Origin of the sequence: Anaerococcus nagyae, assembly GCF_040364225.1 — a bacterium.
Lineage (GTDB): Bacteria > Bacillota > Clostridia > Tissierellales > Peptoniphilaceae > Anaerococcus > Anaerococcus nagyae.
The window spans coordinates 454,629-471,835 of record NZ_AP031484.1; the positions used below are offsets into that span (position 1 = coordinate 454,629).

General features: G+C 29.2%; 15 protein-coding genes and 3 tRNA genes. 14 read left to right on the plus strand and 4 right to left on the minus strand.

Translation table 11 applies throughout. The features are described 5' to 3' along the window. The first annotated feature begins 111 nt into the window (after nt 1-111). Entirely contained in the window at nt 112-1,734 is a 1,623-nt protein-coding gene (gene murJ, locus ABXG81_RS02100; RefSeq protein WP_117521755.1) for a murein biosynthesis integral membrane protein MurJ, read from the plus strand. 16 nt (nt 1,735-1,750) lie between these two features. Here murJ and ABXG81_RS02105 read toward each other — a convergent pair whose 3' ends face one another. Beyond that, nucleotides 1,751-3,472: a hypothetical protein gene (locus ABXG81_RS02105; protein WP_353529002.1), complete on the minus strand. Its 1,722-nt coding sequence runs from the start codon at nt 3,470-3,472 to the stop codon at nt 1,751-1,753. Beyond that, on the minus strand, nt 3,465-4,370 hold the full coding sequence (locus ABXG81_RS02110; RefSeq protein WP_117521753.1) for an AAA family ATPase: 906 nt from the start codon (nt 4,368-4,370) through the stop codon (nt 3,465-3,467). The genes ABXG81_RS02105 and ABXG81_RS02110 overlap by 8 nt, the downstream gene beginning before the upstream one ends. 108 nt (nt 4,371-4,478) lie before the next feature. On the opposite strand from ABXG81_RS02110, the gene ABXG81_RS02115 reads away from it, so the two are divergent. Genes ABXG81_RS02115 through ABXG81_RS02125 form a run of 3 tightly spaced genes read left to right on the plus strand, consistent with a single transcriptional unit; the run spans nt 4,479 to nt 8,549 of the window. Further along, nucleotides 4,479-4,919 (plus strand): MarR family winged helix-turn-helix transcriptional regulator, encoded by a 441-nt coding sequence (locus ABXG81_RS02115; RefSeq protein ID WP_181965133.1) that lies wholly within the window; start codon nt 4,479-4,481, stop codon nt 4,917-4,919. Beyond that, on the plus strand, nt 4,907-6,667 hold the full coding sequence (locus tag ABXG81_RS02120) for an ABC transporter ATP-binding protein (RefSeq protein ID WP_117521751.1): 1,761 nt from the start codon (nt 4,907-4,909) through the stop codon (nt 6,665-6,667). The genes ABXG81_RS02115 and ABXG81_RS02120 overlap by 13 nt, the downstream gene beginning before the upstream one ends. Continuing rightward, nucleotides 6,660-8,549, plus strand: a complete 1,890-nt coding sequence (locus tag ABXG81_RS02125; protein WP_288222772.1) for an ABC transporter ATP-binding protein — start codon at nt 6,660-6,662, stop codon at nt 8,547-8,549. Before ABXG81_RS02120 ends, ABXG81_RS02125 begins: the two co-directional genes overlap by 8 nt. 188 nt (nt 8,550-8,737) lie before the next feature. Here the strand turns inward: ABXG81_RS02125 and fetB are convergent, their stop codons facing one another. Continuing rightward, nucleotides 8,738-9,517 (minus strand): iron export ABC transporter permease subunit FetB, encoded by a 780-nt coding sequence (gene fetB / locus ABXG81_RS02130; RefSeq protein WP_353529003.1) that lies wholly within the window; start codon nt 9,515-9,517, stop codon nt 8,738-8,740. Next, a complete protein-coding gene (locus ABXG81_RS02135) occupies nt 9,510-10,139 on the minus strand; it encodes an ABC transporter ATP-binding protein (protein ID WP_117521748.1) in 630 nt (209 codons plus the stop codon). Before ABXG81_RS02135 ends, fetB begins: the two co-directional genes overlap by 8 nt. Nucleotides 10,140-10,313: 174 nt before the next feature. On the opposite strand from ABXG81_RS02135, the gene ABXG81_RS02140 reads away from it, so the two are divergent. From ABXG81_RS02140 to ABXG81_RS02185, 10 genes are all read left to right on the plus strand, one after another. Continuing rightward, nucleotides 10,314-10,389, plus strand: a tRNA-Phe gene (locus tag ABXG81_RS02140). A gap of 77 nt (nt 10,390-10,466) precedes the next feature. Further along, a tRNA-Gly gene (locus ABXG81_RS02145) sits at nt 10,467-10,541 on the plus strand. A 159-nt stretch (nt 10,542-10,700) separates the two neighbouring features. Beyond that, nucleotides 10,701-10,774, plus strand: a tRNA-Cys gene (locus ABXG81_RS02150). Between the two features lie 45 nt (nt 10,775-10,819). Then, complete coding sequence (locus ABXG81_RS02155) at nt 10,820-11,497, plus strand: DUF6873 family GME fold protein (RefSeq protein WP_209814055.1); 678 nt, start codon at nt 10,820-10,822, stop codon at nt 11,495-11,497. Nucleotides 11,498-11,554: 57 nt separating this feature from the next. After that, nucleotides 11,555-12,847, plus strand: a complete 1,293-nt coding sequence (brnQ, locus tag ABXG81_RS02160; protein WP_353529004.1) for a branched-chain amino acid transport system II carrier protein — start codon at nt 11,555-11,557, stop codon at nt 12,845-12,847. Nucleotides 12,848-12,889: 42 nt separating this feature from the next. Further along, the gene (gene hisS / locus ABXG81_RS02165) at nt 12,890-14,188 is read left to right on the plus strand and encodes a histidine--tRNA ligase (protein WP_117521745.1); all 1,299 of its coding nucleotides are present in this window, start codon (nt 12,890-12,892) and stop codon (nt 14,186-14,188) included. A 77-nt stretch (nt 14,189-14,265) separates the two neighbouring features. After that, complete coding sequence (locus ABXG81_RS02170) at nt 14,266-14,628, plus strand: desulfoferrodoxin family protein (protein WP_117521744.1); 363 nt, start codon at nt 14,266-14,268, stop codon at nt 14,626-14,628. 167 nt (nt 14,629-14,795) lie between these two features. Then, entirely contained in the window at nt 14,796-15,659 is an 864-nt protein-coding gene (gene larE, locus ABXG81_RS02175; protein WP_117521743.1) for an ATP-dependent sacrificial sulfur transferase LarE, read from the plus strand. A gap of 1 nt (nt 15,660) precedes the next feature. Beyond that, nucleotides 15,661-16,407, plus strand: a complete 747-nt coding sequence (gene larB / locus ABXG81_RS02180) for a nickel pincer cofactor biosynthesis protein LarB (protein WP_316111343.1) — start codon at nt 15,661-15,663, stop codon at nt 16,405-16,407. Beyond that, entirely contained in the window at nt 16,408-17,205 is a 798-nt protein-coding gene (locus ABXG81_RS02185; RefSeq protein WP_353529005.1) for a LarC family nickel insertion protein, read from the plus strand. Nucleotides 17,206-17,207 lie beyond the last annotated feature (2 nt).

Genomic DNA, 17,207 nt, shown 5'->3' on the forward strand with positions numbered 1-17,207 from the left:
TAATAAATTTAGGGAAGCTTTTAGCTTCTCTATTTTTTATTAAAAATTAGACTTGTATTTAATAAAATTTATAGATATAATATAATGACGATATCAATAAGAGAGGTTATTATGGGTCAAACTACATTAATGCTCATGTTTATAACGGTTATTTCTAAGATTTTTGGATTTATTAGAGAAGCTGTTATGGCATCATATATTGGGGCAGGTGATTTAAAATCTATATACACAACAGCTAATACTCTACCAGTAGTTGTAGCAAATTTTGTTGCTGTAGGTATTATTTCCGGATTTATACCAATATATAATAGAGCAAAAAACGAAGAAGGACTAGAGTCTGCAGAGAAATTCACATCTAATATTTTTAATATACTTATGGTTTTTGCAACAATTGCTATAATTATAGGACTTATATTTGCTAAACCATTTTCTAAAATTCTTTCACCAGATCTAGATGGAGAAACTTTAAACTTAGCTGCAAATTATACAAGAATAATGATGTTTGCGGTTTACGCTTATTTATATTCATCAGTTTTTAGAGGATACCTTAATATAAAAGGGGATTTTTTTAACCCAGCTGTAACTGGAATTATAATGAATGTTATTATTATAGTCTTTACAATCCTAACAGGAAAGACTGGTAATGCTTATTTACTCATAATAGGAGCTTTGCTAGGAAATATTTTACAATATATATTATTTCCAAAAGCTGCTCATGATAAAGGATATCATCATAATAAGGTAATAGATTTTTCTAATAAATATGTAAGACAATTGATGATTATTGCTATACCAGTAGTAATATCATCTGCAGCTGGTGAAATTTCTATAATAGTAGATAACTCTATGGCATCAGCATATTTTGGAAAAGCATCTATTTCAAAATTATTTTATGCTAAAACCATGCTTACTTTGATAACTGGTGTAATTACAGTTTCAGTAACTACAGCGCTTTTTCCCAAAATTGCAGAACTAGGGCAATCGGGAAAGATAAATGCTATGAAAAAGTCTATAAGTTCTTCTGTAGTTACTACTCTTTTATTAGTTGTTCCAGCTACAATAGGTATGGCAGTTTTGGCTCATCCAATTATAGAGCTTGTATTTGAAAGAAATGCTTTTACAGCAGAGGACACAATAGCTGTTTCTAGTCTACTTATTTCCTATGCACCATTTGTAATATTCCAATCAATATCAGATGTTATAGATAGAGGATTTTATGCTGTAGGAGATTCTAAAACTCCAGTAGTTATAGTAGTTATTCAACAGGCTTTTAATGTAATATTCAATATTATATTAATTAGATTTTTTGGAATTAACGGGTTGGCTATGGCTACAGTAGTATCTACTATTGTGGGATCAGCCCTTATGATTTATAAGTTTAGAGATAATTTTGGCTCATTTAAGTTTAAAACTGCTCTCTTTTCGATAATAAAAATAAGTATTGTAACTGCTATTATGGGATTAGTTGCAAATGGAATGTATAAGTTGTTAGAAGATAAGCTTGCTCATTTACTTGCAGTTTTAATAGCAATTTTTTTAGCAGCAATAGTTTATGGATTTTTAATACTTATTGCTAGGATTCCAGAAGTTATGGAACTTGTAAATACTTTCTACCACAAAAGACTAAGAAAGAGAAAGGCTCAAAAGCATCTTAATGCTGGAAATAAGAATGTTAAAACTATTGATCAGATAAATAGACAAAAACAAAATAAAAATAATAGAAGCAGGCTATAGTTAAAAAGCCTGCTTTTTACATAAGTATTTGATTTTTCATAAAAACTGAAACAACTTTTGAGAAATTTTCTAGATTTGTTATCCTCACAAAGTCTCTATTATAAATCAGTTTAGCATTTTCTACATCTTCATCTTCCCCAGTAAAAACTCCCAACACGGAAATATTATCATTCCTTAAATTTCTAATTTCAAATGCTGTATCATCTATAGCAGTTTTTCCAGTATATTGGTCTTTATCTAAAAGTTTTACAGTATTTATATTAGCTCGCTCATCATTTGGTTTTCCATCTGATAAGACTATAACTATGTGACGGGTGTTATCGTCTATATCAATAATTTCGTGTAGAGTCTTAAAGGCAAATCCATCTCTATTTGAACCAGCGGCAAAAAAATTATATAATTCAAAATTTTTGTTTTTTTCTGTATAGTCTCTATACAATGTAAAGATTGTATGATCTCTTAAAGTGGAAAAGCCTAATATTCTAATAGGAATATTAACTTCGTCCATAGCTTTTGCTATTATATAAGCTTGATTAGCTACTATGTGTTGTCTACCTATTTGGCTTGCTGATGCATCTAATATTAAATCTACCTTGAATTTATTAATATGATCTGTTTCTTCTTTGATAAATACATTGTAATCATTAATAACAGGTGCTCTCCAAATCTTACTTGAATCTATTATTCCGTAGTTTTTTGTGACTTCAGCATAATCCTCATAGTTTGCTAGTGAATTTTTAATGGCTAGACTTAATTCATTTATATTTCTATGATTTATAGAGAAGTTACTCTCTATATAGGATTTATTTTTTTCGTATTGTTCATTACGATTTTTTTTATAGTATCTAGCATTTGCTTTATTGCTATATTCTCCTCTAGTGAAATATAATTGTTTATTTGTGTGTATACCTTTCGCTAATTTTCTTTCTAAAGATTCTACCTTTTTAAAAGGCATAATAGGCATACCAAAAAAATCTTCTATAAATTCATTAGAAGAATGATAGTCATCTTTAGATGAGTTTAAAAACATGAGATTTTTGCCAGTGTCTTCTTTTTTATCTTCAAAATAAATATTGGAACCAGTAAATTCTGCTGATCCTATATTAAATTGCTCATCTATATTTTCATCACTATATTCACTAGGCATTTCTTCTTCAGATTTGAAATCTTTTGGTTTATTTTCTTTGACCATCTCATCAAAGAGTTCTTCATCTTTTTTCTTTCTATCAAATCTAAAATATGATTTAAAAACTTTATTTAGTTTATCAATTAAAGTATTAGTATCAGTAGTATTTATAGCAAAAATTTCATTATATATAGATTTAAATAAAGGTCCCTCTATTATGGGTTTTTCTAAAACTTTTCCATAGTAAGCTTTTTCTATTTGAGTGCTTAAACTATCTGGATCTCTATGAGTATACTTGCTATATATTTTTTTAGCATAAATTTTTCTTAAATTGCTTATGACTAAATTATCTTTAATAAGCTCTCTATAAGAGATATCTTCAATTAGTAAATTAGTTATAAATTTAAAATCTTCGTAAAATGGATTCTCATCTTTTAGATAAGCAAAAAAAGAATCCAACATTTTTGTATCAAAAGTTTTGATTATAAAACCTGTTGTAATATTTTTATAAATTTCATCCATAGGATAAGTATTTTTGGGTGTAAATTTATAGTTATCTGCAAAATCCCAAATGATATTATATTCTCGGATTTTATTTAAAGGTTCAGTCATTAAATATACTCTCTTCAATATTTGCAGGAATTTTTGTATTGATTGTATCTATTACTATTTGACGTTCAAATTCATCAAATGACTTATTTGCTATGCCCATCATAATTGCATCAAATGGATTAAGACCTATTTGCATAGTATCAATTGCAGACATAAGACCACGTAAATCCACAGATTTGGTAGAGATTTCATTGTTTTCACTTTTTGATTGAAGTGATATAAACATATCAATAAAAGCTTTTCTATATTTTTCTTTAAGTTTAGGATAAGTATCTTTAAGTAGTTTATCTAAATTTTCACGACTTATATTTGGCATGCTTATAATCATGAATCTAGAAGCAAGTGCTTCATTGACTTCACGAGTACCTACGTAACCGTAGTTCATAGTTGCAATGAATCTGGTATTTGGATCTAGCTTGATTTTTTCATATCCTGGTAGATCTATTATTCTTCTATGATCAAGAGTTGCATGTAAAACAGAGATAGCTTCATTTTTTGCCATATTTATCTCATCTAAAATAGCAAAGCCTCCATTGGTAGCTGCTTGATATATAGGGCCTTTCCTAAAGACAACTTCTCCATTTTTAAATGTATCTGCTCCTATTAAAGAATTAAAATCTGTATTAACGTGGAAAGATACATTCCAAGAAGGTCTAGCAAATAGGTAGGATAGGTTTGATGAGAGGACGTTTTTTCCTGTAGCCTTAGCTCCTGTCAGTAAGATATTTTTACCAGCTAAGATAGCAGATATTGCCTCTTCCAAAACCTCCTTACCATAATATTTAAATTCGGGTTCTATAACTCGTTGGTTATCAAAAAGTCCATTTTCTTTTCTATATATTTCAAGTTGATTTATTAGGTCTTTATCCACATTTTGTTTTTCTAAATATTCGATCATTATTACTCCTTTAGCCCTAATATTATACAACTAAAAAGCTTTTTTTAAACTTGACAAAGTCCAATAATAGACTATATTAATATAGTCATTATTCAAGGAGGTCTGAAATTGGACGAAAAATCATGCGAACTTTTTAATCTTTTTAGTTCTTTAAGAAAACTTAGTGGGCTTAATAAGCAGAGGGTTGAAAGCTTTGGACTAAACAACATTGAAACGATTATTTTATTTCATATAGATAGAATCGAAAATTTGACTCAAAAAGATTTGGTTAATAAACTTAATATGCCTAAGCAAACTGTAAATAGCATAATAATGAATCTTAAGGATAATGATTTGATTTATATGCAAGCATCTACAAAGGATAAGCGAGTTAAGACCTTAGTATTAACAGATAACGGGAAAAAAGAGGTTGAAAATATTACTGAAGCTCTCTGTATATCTAATAAAAAAATATATGATCAATTAGGAGAAGATAAGATAAAATCTATTAAGAAAGACATGGATGATTTTATAGATGTATTAGAAAAGGAGGAATTATGGAAAGCTTAAAAGAATTTAATCATGCATTTTCATACTTAAAGCAATATCTAAATCAGTATAAGAGAAATAGAATTATTTCTATGGTAATGACAGTTTTAGAAACTGTTTTTGAACTATTAATCCCAGCTATAATGGGAGTAATCTTAAATGAAATAATTTATCAAAAAGATGGAGAACTGGCATTAAAATATGGATTGATAATTATAGTGCTATCTTTGTTATCAATGCTGACAGGTATTCAAGCCTCCAAAAATGCTGGTATAACCTCTACAGGTCTAACCGATAATGTAAGAAAAAGACAATTTAGAAAAATACAAGATTATTCTTTTGAAGATTTTGAATATTTTGGTGTACCATCTTTACTTACTAGGCTAACAAGCGATATGCAAGCTTTAGCTCAGTCAACTTTTTTTACAACTAGATTTATAATAAAGACAGTTGTAATGGCTATAGTAGCATTTATATTAGCGTTTAGAACTAGTGCTAAGCTATCAATTATATTTCTAATATTAATGCCGATTTTAGTTATTGTATTACTTGCAATAACTTCAAGAGCTATTCCTAAATTTAGGCAAACTCGTAAGCAATATGATAAGTTAAACTTAATTATTGAAGAAAATCTCAATAATATGAGAGTAGTTAAAGCTTTTGTTAGAAAAAAATATGAGATAGATAAGTTTAGTAACTCTAATGAACAGATGTTTAAGTTATCAGATAGTTCCCAAGGAACTGTAAGCTATGTTTTTCCCACAGCTAATGCCATTTTATATGCAACATTTATTGCTATAGCTTGGTTTGGGGGATTAGAAATAATAAAAGGAAATATGGGGGTAGGGGATCTTGTAAGCTTTAATATGTATGCCATGATGCTTTTAGGAAGTCTTATAGGTCTATCAATGGTAGTAACTATGCTTATGGCTTCATCTCCCTCTGTTACAAGGGTTAAGGAAGTTTTAACCAGAAAAATATCAATGACTAATGATCAAAAGGTAGAAGGATTAGAACCAGAAGATGGGTCTATTGACTTTGATAATGTCAGTTTTAAATATGAGGAAGATAGTGAAGCCTATCAATTATCCAATATAGACCTTCATATAAGATCTGGGGAAGTTATTGGTATACTAGGACCAACTGGTTCCTCTAAGTCTACATTAGTTCAATTGATACCAAGGCTTTATGATATCACAGAAGGAAGCCTTAGAGTTGGTGGGCACGATGTCAAAGAATATGACTTAGAAACCATAAGAGACAATGTATCTATAGTTTTACAAAAGAATACTTTATTTAGTGGAACTATTTTAGAAAACTTAAAATGGGGTGACAAGGAAGCATCTTATGATGAAGTTATAGCTATGGCTAAAATAGCTCAAGCTGATGAATTTATAAATGAAAGAACCGATACTTATGAATCTAAGTTAGGTCAAGGAGGGTCAGGAGTATCTGGGGGTCAAAAACAAAGACTAACTATAGCAAGATCTCTATTAAAAAAACCAAAAATACTTATCTTAGATAATTCAACAAGTGCTGTAGATACTAAAACGGAAGCTAAATTATTAGAGGGATTTAATAATTTAGATGGTGAGATGACACAAATTATTATCTCTCAAAGACTGTCATCATTTGAACATGCAGATAGGATTATAATTTTAGATGATGGAAAAATATCAGATATAGGAACACCAGAAGATCTATATCAAAGAAATGAAATCTATAGAACAACTTACGATATTCAAGAAAAAGGAGGGAAAAATGACTAATAAAAAAGATGATATAAAAACTGAAGATATAATAATTTCAGATAAAAAACAAAGTAAAGACTTTGATACTCATGCTTTAAAAGAACTTTTTTCCTATCTTTTTAAGCAAAAATGGCAAGTTATAGTTGTATTTGTTTGTGTTATAGTATCAGCTCTTACCCAAGTATTGGGCTTATCAATGCTTCAACCAATAATTGATAATTATATCCTAAAATCTGACATTGCTGGTCTTAAAAGTGCTGTTATAAAAATGGGATTTGTATATTTACTTTCAACTGTAACCACATTTATTTACACTAGATTAATGATAAGAATAGGTGAAAGGTCCATTAGGAACATAAGGAAAGATCTTTTTGTAAAAATTCAACAAATGCCTATAAACTTTTTTGATAATAACCAACATGGTCAAATTATGAGCAGATTTACCAATGATACAGACACCTTATCTCAATCATTATCATCCACGTTACCAACTCTTGTTAGATCATTGCTAATGCTTGTTGGGACATTAATTGTAATGTTTTCTTTATCATGGAAATTAACTATAGTTATGTTAGTAGGGCTTGGTGCAATGATTTTAGTTTTAAAAAATATAGTAACCAAAACAGGGAAGCTATTTAAACAAGCACAAAAAAACGTATCAATTTTGCATGGCTTTGATGAAGAAATGCTCTCAGGTCAAAAAGTAATCAAGGTATTTAATAAAGAAGATGACATAATAAAAGAATTTGATGAGAAAAGTGAAAATCTTAGATCAACTATGGCAGAAGCTATGGTAAATGCAGGACGTATGATGCCTTTTTTAGTTAACTCTATTAATATAATGTATGCTATAATTGCAGTCATAGGAGTCTATCTAGCAATTAAAGGCAACCTTACAATAGGTGTACTTGCAACTTTTCTAACAAATGCTAGACAATTGCAAAACCCTATAGCAAATATTTCTCAACAAGCAAATGCAGTATTTTCAGCTATGGCTGGTGCAAGCCGTATCTTTGAAATTATTGATATGCCAATAGAAAAGGACAGTGGATACATCGAACTTATAAATGCTAAGATAGATGAAAATGGCAATCCTATTAAATGCACAGATGATAGATGTTATGCTTGGAAGTGGACAAAAGATGGCAAAGATTTTTATAAACAGTTAGAAGGTAGAATTGACTTTGAGAATGTAGACTTTTCTTATAATGGTAAAGATAAAATCTTAAAAGATGTAACTTTCTATGCTAATCCAGGAGAAAAAATAGCACTTGTAGGTTCAACTGGTGCTGGAAAAACTACTATTACTAATGTAATAACTAGATTTTATGAAATAGACAAGGGTTCTATTAAAATAGATGGAATAGATACTAAAGATATTAAAAAGGATCATTTGAGAAAAGCTTTTGGTATGGTTTTACAAGAAGTAAACCTATTTACTGAAAGTGTAGAAGATAATATTAGATATGGTAAACTTGATGCAAGCGATCAAGAAATAAAAAATGCTTCAAAACTTTCTGGTGCTGATTCATTTATCCATAGACTGCCTGAAGCTTATGATACACAGATAAACGGAGATGGTTCATCCTTATCTGATGGACAAAACCAGCTTATTTCAATATCAAGAGCAGCAGTAGCTAATCCACCTATGCTTATACTAGATGAAGCTACAAGTTCTATAGATACTGCAACAGAAATAAAAGTTACTGAAGCTATGGATAAACTAATGAGAGGATCAACATCTATAGTAATTGCCCACAGACTTTCAACTATTCAAAACGCAGATGTTATTATGGTAATGGAGTCAGGAAGGATTATAGAACGTGGTAACCATGATCAACTTATGAAAAAACATGGAACTTATTACCAATTATACACAGGAGAATTAGAGTTAGATTAGATAAACCACCTATTGGGTGGTTTTTACATAATACTTATAAAAACTTTACTATAATTTTACTTAGCTTATTATAATTGGGATATATAAATAATGTAAGGACAAGAAATTTCGCAACCCTATGACTTACATAAAAGAAACGAAGGTCAATATTAACCCTCGTTTCTTTTTAATTACTTAATAAATAGATATTAAATTAATTGATCTTGCTCATTAAAGAATTTCTTATAGGCTAGTCGTAAAAATATGAATACACATATAGTTACAGAACTCATTATAGCAGTCATAATAGTTATTTGATATCTTATCGCAATAAGAGGAGATACACCACCTAAAATTTGACCTGTCATCATACCAGGTAATGATATGATCCCCATATTTTTGATATTGTTAAGGGTAGGTGTTATAGCAGTATCAAAAGAACTTTGGATAATCTTATTCATAGCCATCCTAGGTGTGGCTCCAAGCATTAGAGAACCCTCTATATTTATTCTCTTATCCTCTATTGACGATTCTAGACTATTTAAGGCGAGGTTTATGCCAGTCATAGAATTACCAATAACCATACCACCTAGAGGAACTAGATATTGAGGATTATAAATAGGTTGTGGTCTAATTACTATTAGTAAGAAAAAGGCTAATGAAAATATAGAACCTATTATTTGAGAAATAGCTATAGATCCTATGAGTTTTTTGTTAAATTTGCTTTTTTTTGAGGAAATTATATTAAATATAGCAAAAAATTCCATAACAGCAAGTATTAAAATTGTAAGAATAAAAGAGGAACTATCAAAGATATAAACTAAAACATAACCAGCTATAAATAGTTGCACAGTCATTCTTATAGTTCCAATAATTATATCTTTGTTGCGATTAATGCCATTAACACTTGTTAGTATCATAGCAATAATAGCAAAAATATAGCTTAATAAAAGTTGTTTATTATCTATATTAATAACAGAATCAGTCATTAGAAATCCTCCCATCAACTATTTTGATTAATCTATCAGAGTACTTATCAGCCATGGAATTAGAGTGGGTAACGTATATAATTGTTTTCTTATTCTCCTTTGCCATATCTACCATAGTTTTTATTACAAAATCTTCAGTTAAATCATCTAAAGCAGAAGATGGTTCATCTAATAAAAAGGCTTCAGAATCTAGAAGCATAAGACGAGCTATAGAAACCCTCTGCTGTTCGCCTCCAGATAAATTATCTATAGACTCAGATAAATCTACATTAAGTTTTACTTTAGATAAGGCAGATACTAATTTATCATCATCTAGCTTTGATTTATTTTGAAATTTTCTACCAATTAATAGGTTTTCTCTTATAGATCCTGAATATATAATAGGACTTTGAGAAAGCATAGGAATCTTTCTTCTATAAGAAATAGAATCTATATTGGCAATATCTTTACCATCAAAACTAATATATCCTGAGCTAGGGGATATCATTTTATTTATAAGTCTAAGTAAAGTAGACTTACCAGAACCACTTGGACCTATTATACAAGTTACTTCCCCTCTATTAATATTTAGCCCATCAATAGAAAGGATGTCCTTGTATTTCATATCATGAAATTCAAACATAAAACTCCTTTAAAATATGATTATTAAATTTTATATGTATGCAATATAATTACTTACTATTTTAACATATTTTGAGGAAAATATATTAATTAAATTTATTATGTCACTTTTAAAAATATTATGTTGACAAATTTTAAATTTAGGTTTAGAATAGGTAAAGTAATTGTAAAATATGCCCAGATAGCTCAGTCGGTAGAGCAGAGGACTGAAAATCCTCGTGTCGGTGGTTCGATTCCGCCTCTGGGCACCATAATAGTTAAATTAATTATAAAAAACTTGAAAAAGTAAAAATAATATAGTATACTATAAAAGTACCGTAAAACATGTGCGGATGTGGCTCAGTGGTAGAGCATCGCCTTGCCAAGGCGAGGGTCGCGAGTTCGAATCTCGTCATCCGCTCCAATTAATATACAGTATTTATAATTTTTATGATATATTTTAGTATATAATAGTATTAGTTTGCTAGTAAATCATCTTATTAAGTTTTTATAATTGTTTAATAGGTGATTTTTTTAATAATATTAGAAAATGATTTGTTATTTTAATAATTAATTTATATATGGCGCCATAGCCAAGTGGTAAGGCAGAGGTCTGCAACACCTTTACCCCCAGTTCAAATCTGGGTGGCGCCTCCAAAATACGCTCTCTTTATGAGAGCTTTTTTTATTAGGAGCTTTTTTATGCTGATTATAAGTCACAAGTCTACTTTGGAATTCAAAGACTTTTTAAATAAAAATAATTTTTCTTGGATTGAAACAATTGATAATCCTAATCTAGATACTAGAATAGCAGATCATCCAGATCTTACGATATTTAAGTTAGATAATAGATCTTTAGTCGTAGATAAAAATATGGTAGATTTTTATAAAGAATTAATAAAAAATCAAGATATTATAAGTGGACAAGAAGTTGGAAATATTTATCCCAAAGATGCCATATATAATATTTATAAAGGTTCAGATTATTATATTCATAATGATCATACGGAAAGCCATATAGAAACATATATGAAAAACAATAATTATAAATATCTATATATTAAACAAGGTTATACTAGATGTTCTATTGTTCCAATGGGTGATAAGATTCTTACTAGCGATTATGGGATTTATAAGAGATTAAAAAATAAGATAGAAGTAGTTTTGCTTAAGAAAGAAAGTATTCCTCTTGATGGTTTCTATAATGGATTTTTAGGAGGATGTTGTGGATTTTTTGAGAATACACTTTTATTTAATGGAAATATCGAAAGACTTAATAGCTATGAAATTATAAAAAATGAGGCTAAGAAATCTAATATAAGATTATTATACCCATCATGCAGCCTAGTAGATACAGGTTCTATTTTATTTTGCAATTAATAGATAATTATAAAAATTAAAGTATAATTATAAATATTTAATTGTAAGGAGAAAACTATGGATATTATAATTGTTGGATTTGCTCTATTTTCCCTATTTTTTGGAGCGGGCAATCTGATTTTCCCACCATTTTTAGGGAAGATATATGGATCGACTTGGTTAGTTGCAAGTTTTGGCTTTATTTTAACTGGTGCAGGACTTGCCTGTATTTCAGTTATAAGCATGGCTAAGAGGAAGGGAAATGTAAAGGAGTTTACAAATCTTGCGGGTAATAAGCTTGGAAGCTTAACCATTATTTTAATAGCTATGACTTTAGGGCCTTTGGGAGGTATACCTAGGACAGGTGCAACTAGTGCTGAAGTGATGATAGAAGCAGGCCTACCTATACCTTACATATTTTTTATAATTGCTTTTTTTGCTGTCACCCTTATTTTGATATTAACAGATAGTAAAATTATAGATATTATTGGAAAATATTTAACTCCTGCTCTTTTGATCGTATTAGCAGTGATGATTATAGCAGGGATAATTAATCCTATTGGTGAGATTAATACTATTAATATTACACAAGGGGAAGTCTTTAATAAGTCTTTGATTGAAGGATACAATACTATGGATGCTCTAGCTGCAATAGCTTTTGCTCCTATAATTATAAAATCATTGTTAGATAAGGGATATGAAGAAAATTTAATAAAAAAGACTATAGCTGTTACTTTAATTGCAGCTTGTGGACTTATTTTAGTTTATATATCTTTAACTTATCTTGGATCCACTAGTTCAATTAGATTTAATTATATGACATCTAGAGTTGCTTTGTTAATAGCTATTTCAAATGCTATTTTAGGTAGTTTTGGCAAATATATATTGGCAGCTATAATAGTTTTAGCTTGCTTTACAACATCTGTGGGATTGACTAGTTCAATAGCTGATATGCTATATAAAACTTTTGATAGAAAAATTTCTTATAAGTTAATAGCTGTATTTATAACAATAATTTCGGTTATATTATCTTTGGTAGGAGTAGATAGAATAATTGAATTTACATCTCCACTTCTTACTTTTGCATATCCAGTTGTATTGGTTATGATAATATATAATATTTTTGAAATTAATTTTACAAATAAGTTTAGAATTATAAGTTTTTATTTAGTGGCTATTATTTCTTTATGTCAATCTATGATTTCATATGTATCTATGGTAAAGCCAGAACTGGCTGATGAAATTTCAAAAGTAATATCTTGGGTACCAATGTATAGATTAGGATTTCCTTGGCTAATTCCGTTTATAATAATACTTGCTATGGGTTTATTATTTGCTAGAAAAGATGAAAAAGTCTATGCTTTAGCATAAAATATATATATGTTACAAAAATAAGAAATCTAGGAGATAATAATGGAAATTATAAAACCATCAACTATTGCTGGTGTTATGGAATTACTTCCAGATGAACAAAAGGTTTTAGATGAAATGAAAACTACAATTGAAGAAACTTTTAAAGACTATGGTTTTTCTTCAATTGATACCCCAGTTATAGAAAAAAATGAAGTTCTCTTTGCTAAAGGTGGAGGAGAGACAGAAAAACAAATATTTGAAATAGCTAGTGATTCTAAGGATATGAGCCTTAGATTTGATTTGACAGTGCCACTAGCTCGTTATGTTTCAGAACACTTTTCTGAATTAAATTTTCCTTTCAAACGCTATCAAGTAGGTAAAGTTTATAGAGGAGAGCGCAACCAAAAGGGAAGATATAAAGAGTTTTATCAAGCGGATATTGATATTATTGGTCATAATGAACTTTCAATTTATAATGATGCTTTATTAGCTCGTGTAATATTTGAAGCATTCAAAAAAATTGACTTTCCAAATGTTACCTTTCATATAAATAATAGGAAGCTCCTTAATGGTTTTTTTAAATCCTTAGAAATAGAAGATAGTACAGAAGTTTTAAGAACGATTGATAAAAAAGATAAGATTGGTTTAGACAAGACTAAAAGCTTATTAAATGATATTATAGGAGAAGAAAAGTCTTCAAAAACTATAGAATTTATTAATGCTGATCTATCTAATAGTGAAACTTTAGAAAACTTGGATGGTTTAGCTAATACAGATTCATATAATAAAGGTCTAGAAGAACTTAAAACTGTATACGATTATATGGTAAAATTTGGTGTTAGCGATAAGAATATAAAGATTGATTTAAGTATCACTCGTGGTTTAGATTATTATACTTCTACAGTTTATGAAACTTTTATAGATGGATATGAATCTATAGGATCTGTTTGCTCAGGTGGTAGATATGAAAACTTAGCAAGTAATTTTACTAAGCAAAAATTGCCAGGTGTGGGAATGTCTATAGGTTTAACTAGACTTTTCTATCAACTTAAAGAACTAGGTCTAATAGAAGATAAAAAGAAAAGCGAAGTTGATATTTTTATATTGCCTATGGATAGCAAGTTTAATTTTTATGCTATAGATGTTCTGAAAAGATTAAAGGAAGAAGGAAAACAGGCGGATATCTATTTAGAAAAAGGTAAGTTTAAAAAGAAGTTAAATTATGCAGATAAAATAAATGCTAATTATGTAGTGATTATTGGAGAAGATGAAGTTTCTAAGAACGAAGTTTCTATTAAAAACATGGAGACTGGTGAACAATTTAATAAATCTATAGATAATTTAGACTTTGGTAATTGATTTCATAGTTAATTCCTGTTATACTGTATATAGATAGAATATTGTACATATTTAATTAACAAAATTTGGAGGCAAATATGACAAAATTAACAGAAACTGTACAAACTGGTGATTGGAATAGTGAAAAACACGTTCCAGAAATAGAATTTGAAAAATTAGAAGATGGTAGAATCAAAGTTACTGCAGAAGTAGGATCTGAGATTGAACATCCAAATACATTAGAACACCATATTGCATGGATTAAAGTTTTCTTCCAAGCTGAAGGCGCAAAATTCCCAACAGAAATCACATCATATGAATTCAATGCTCATGGAGAAGAAGATTTATTATCAGTACCAAGTGCAACAGGTATCTTAAAAACAGATAAAAAAGGTACATTCTATGCACTAAGCTATTGTAATATCCATGGTTTATGGGAAAATTCTAAAGAATTAAACTAATATTTTATTATTAACAGGCACAAATTAAATTTTGTGTCTGTTTTTTTGTTTTAAAATACATTTATTTGTATTTGGGTAAACTATAATTTTTTATAAAACTATGTTAAAATTATAGTAATTAAAAGATATAATTTTTTATTTATGGATAATATGGTGAAAGGTTTTCTATGATAGATGAGATTAATACTTTAGATAAAACTAAAAAAGATAAACTAAACAATATAATAAAGGAATTATTAAAGGAGAAAATGGTTCTTGCATTTTCCGGAGGAGTTGATAGTACTCTTATATTAAAGCTTGCATCTGATCTTAGAAAAAATAGAGATGACGTTGTAGCAATGACTTTTGTAACAGAGTTTTCTCCTAAAGATGAGCTTGAAGAATGCAAGCACTTAGCAAAAAAGTTTGATGTTGATTTGTATGCTACGAAAATTAGTATTTTGGATAATGAAAAACTACTAAATAATGTAGAGTACAGATGCTATTATTGCAAAAATGGATTATTTGAAAAGTGTTTTAAATTAAAAGATGAATTAGGCTTTTCCTATGTAGTAGACGGTACAAATTTAGATGATTATAAGGTATTTAGGCCAGGAATAAAGGCTCTCAAAGATTTGGGTACTAGATCACCCTTATATGAGGCTGGATTAAGTAAGTCTGAAGTTCGTTTATATTCTAAAGAACTCGGTGTAGAAACTCATAAGAAGCCTTCCAAGCCATGCATGGCAACTAGATTTCCTTACAATACTAGAATTGATCTTAATAAATTAGATATGATAGAAAATGCGGAGAATTATCTAGAAAGTTTAGGATTTATTGATAATAGAGTAAGGATTTATGGTGACAATACAAGAATAGAAGTTGATAGAAACAGTCTCGGAGAAATATTTGCTAGATCAGAAGAAATTGTACAAAAATTTAAAGATTTAGGATTTAAATATATAAATATTGATCTAGAAGGTTATAGGTCAGGTTCTATGGATGAAGTTTTAAATAGTGATATAAAAAGAGAAGTAAATCCGTGGTTATGATATGAACAATAAAGAATTTTTAGAAAAGATAAAAAATGAAGAGATATCTATAAATGATGGCCTATTATATTTAAAGGAGTTTAACTACAAGGATTTAGATTTTGCTAAATTAGACTTTCAGAGAAAGGAACGTAGGGGATTTGGAGAAACTATATTTTGTGAAGGTAAAGAAGACTTTGCCCTTGCTGAAATATTTAAGGCTTTTTCTGAAAGAAAAGAATCAGTTATAGGAACTAGGGCAAGTCTTAGCCAGTTTGAAAAAGTAGTCTCTTTGGTTCCTGAAGCAAGTTATAATAAGACATCTAGAATTATTTCTTTAATATATGATCAAAACGAAAAAATAGGAAACATTGCAATATGTACTGGAGGAACAGCAGATCTTAGAGTAGCAGAGGAAGCTAGAATTACAGCAGAATTTTTTGGAGCTAAGGTAAGTAAATATTATGATGTGGGCGTATCTGGCCTTCACAGACTTACATCGAAAATAGATGAAATCTCAAAAGCTAATGTTATAATAGCTATTGCGGGTATGGAAGGGGCCTTGCCAACTGTTATAGGTGGGTTAGTAAATAAACCGATTATAGCCGTACCTACATCTGTAGGGTATGGAGCTAGCTTTAATGGTCTTTCAGCATTACTTACTATGCTAAATACTTGTGCTGAAGGTGTAAACGTTGTCAATATAGATAATGGTTATAGTGCAGCATATAATGCTTGCCAAATAAATAGATTGATAGAGGAGAGATAAATGGATTTATATTTTGAGATGAATTCAGGAATAGCAGGAGATATGACAATAGCAGCTTTACTTGATTTAGGAGCTAGTAAAGAGAAATTAGTTAAATCCATTGATTCATTAGGTATTGGTGGATATGAATTAGTATTTAATAGAAAGATTAAGAATGGTATAGATGCGTATAATTTTGATGTTATATTAAAAAATTGCGACCATAAACATGTACATAAAAAAGAAAGTCATGATAAAGAAAGTAATCACCATCACTCACATAGTCATGAACATAGACACCTTAAGGATATTGAGGAATTAATCAATAAAGCAGAGATAACTGATAATGCTAAGGAAAATGCATTAGGGATTTTTGATATTATAGCAGATGCTGAAGCAAAGGCTCATGGTATTGATAAAAATGATGTTCACTTTCATGAGGTTGGAGCGGTGGATTCTATAATTGATATAATTGGTACAGCAGTTCTTTTAGATGATTTAGATGTAGAAAATATTTATTTTTCTAATCTGAGTGAGGGTTATGGCTATCAAAATTGTGCCCATGGACAAATGCCAATACCTGTACCAGCAGTTGTGAATATATTAGCTGGATCTGGTATAAATATAAAATTATTAGATGAAGAGGGTGAGCATGTAACACCAACTGGAGCAGCTATAGTAAGGTATTTTGACAAAGGAGAAAATCTTGATAGCTTTAAAATTAAAAGAATAGGGTTAGGTGCTGGTAATAGAGATTTTGACAAATATACTAATATTTTAAGAATTATGGAGATAGAATCTGGTAAAAAAAAACATTAGAA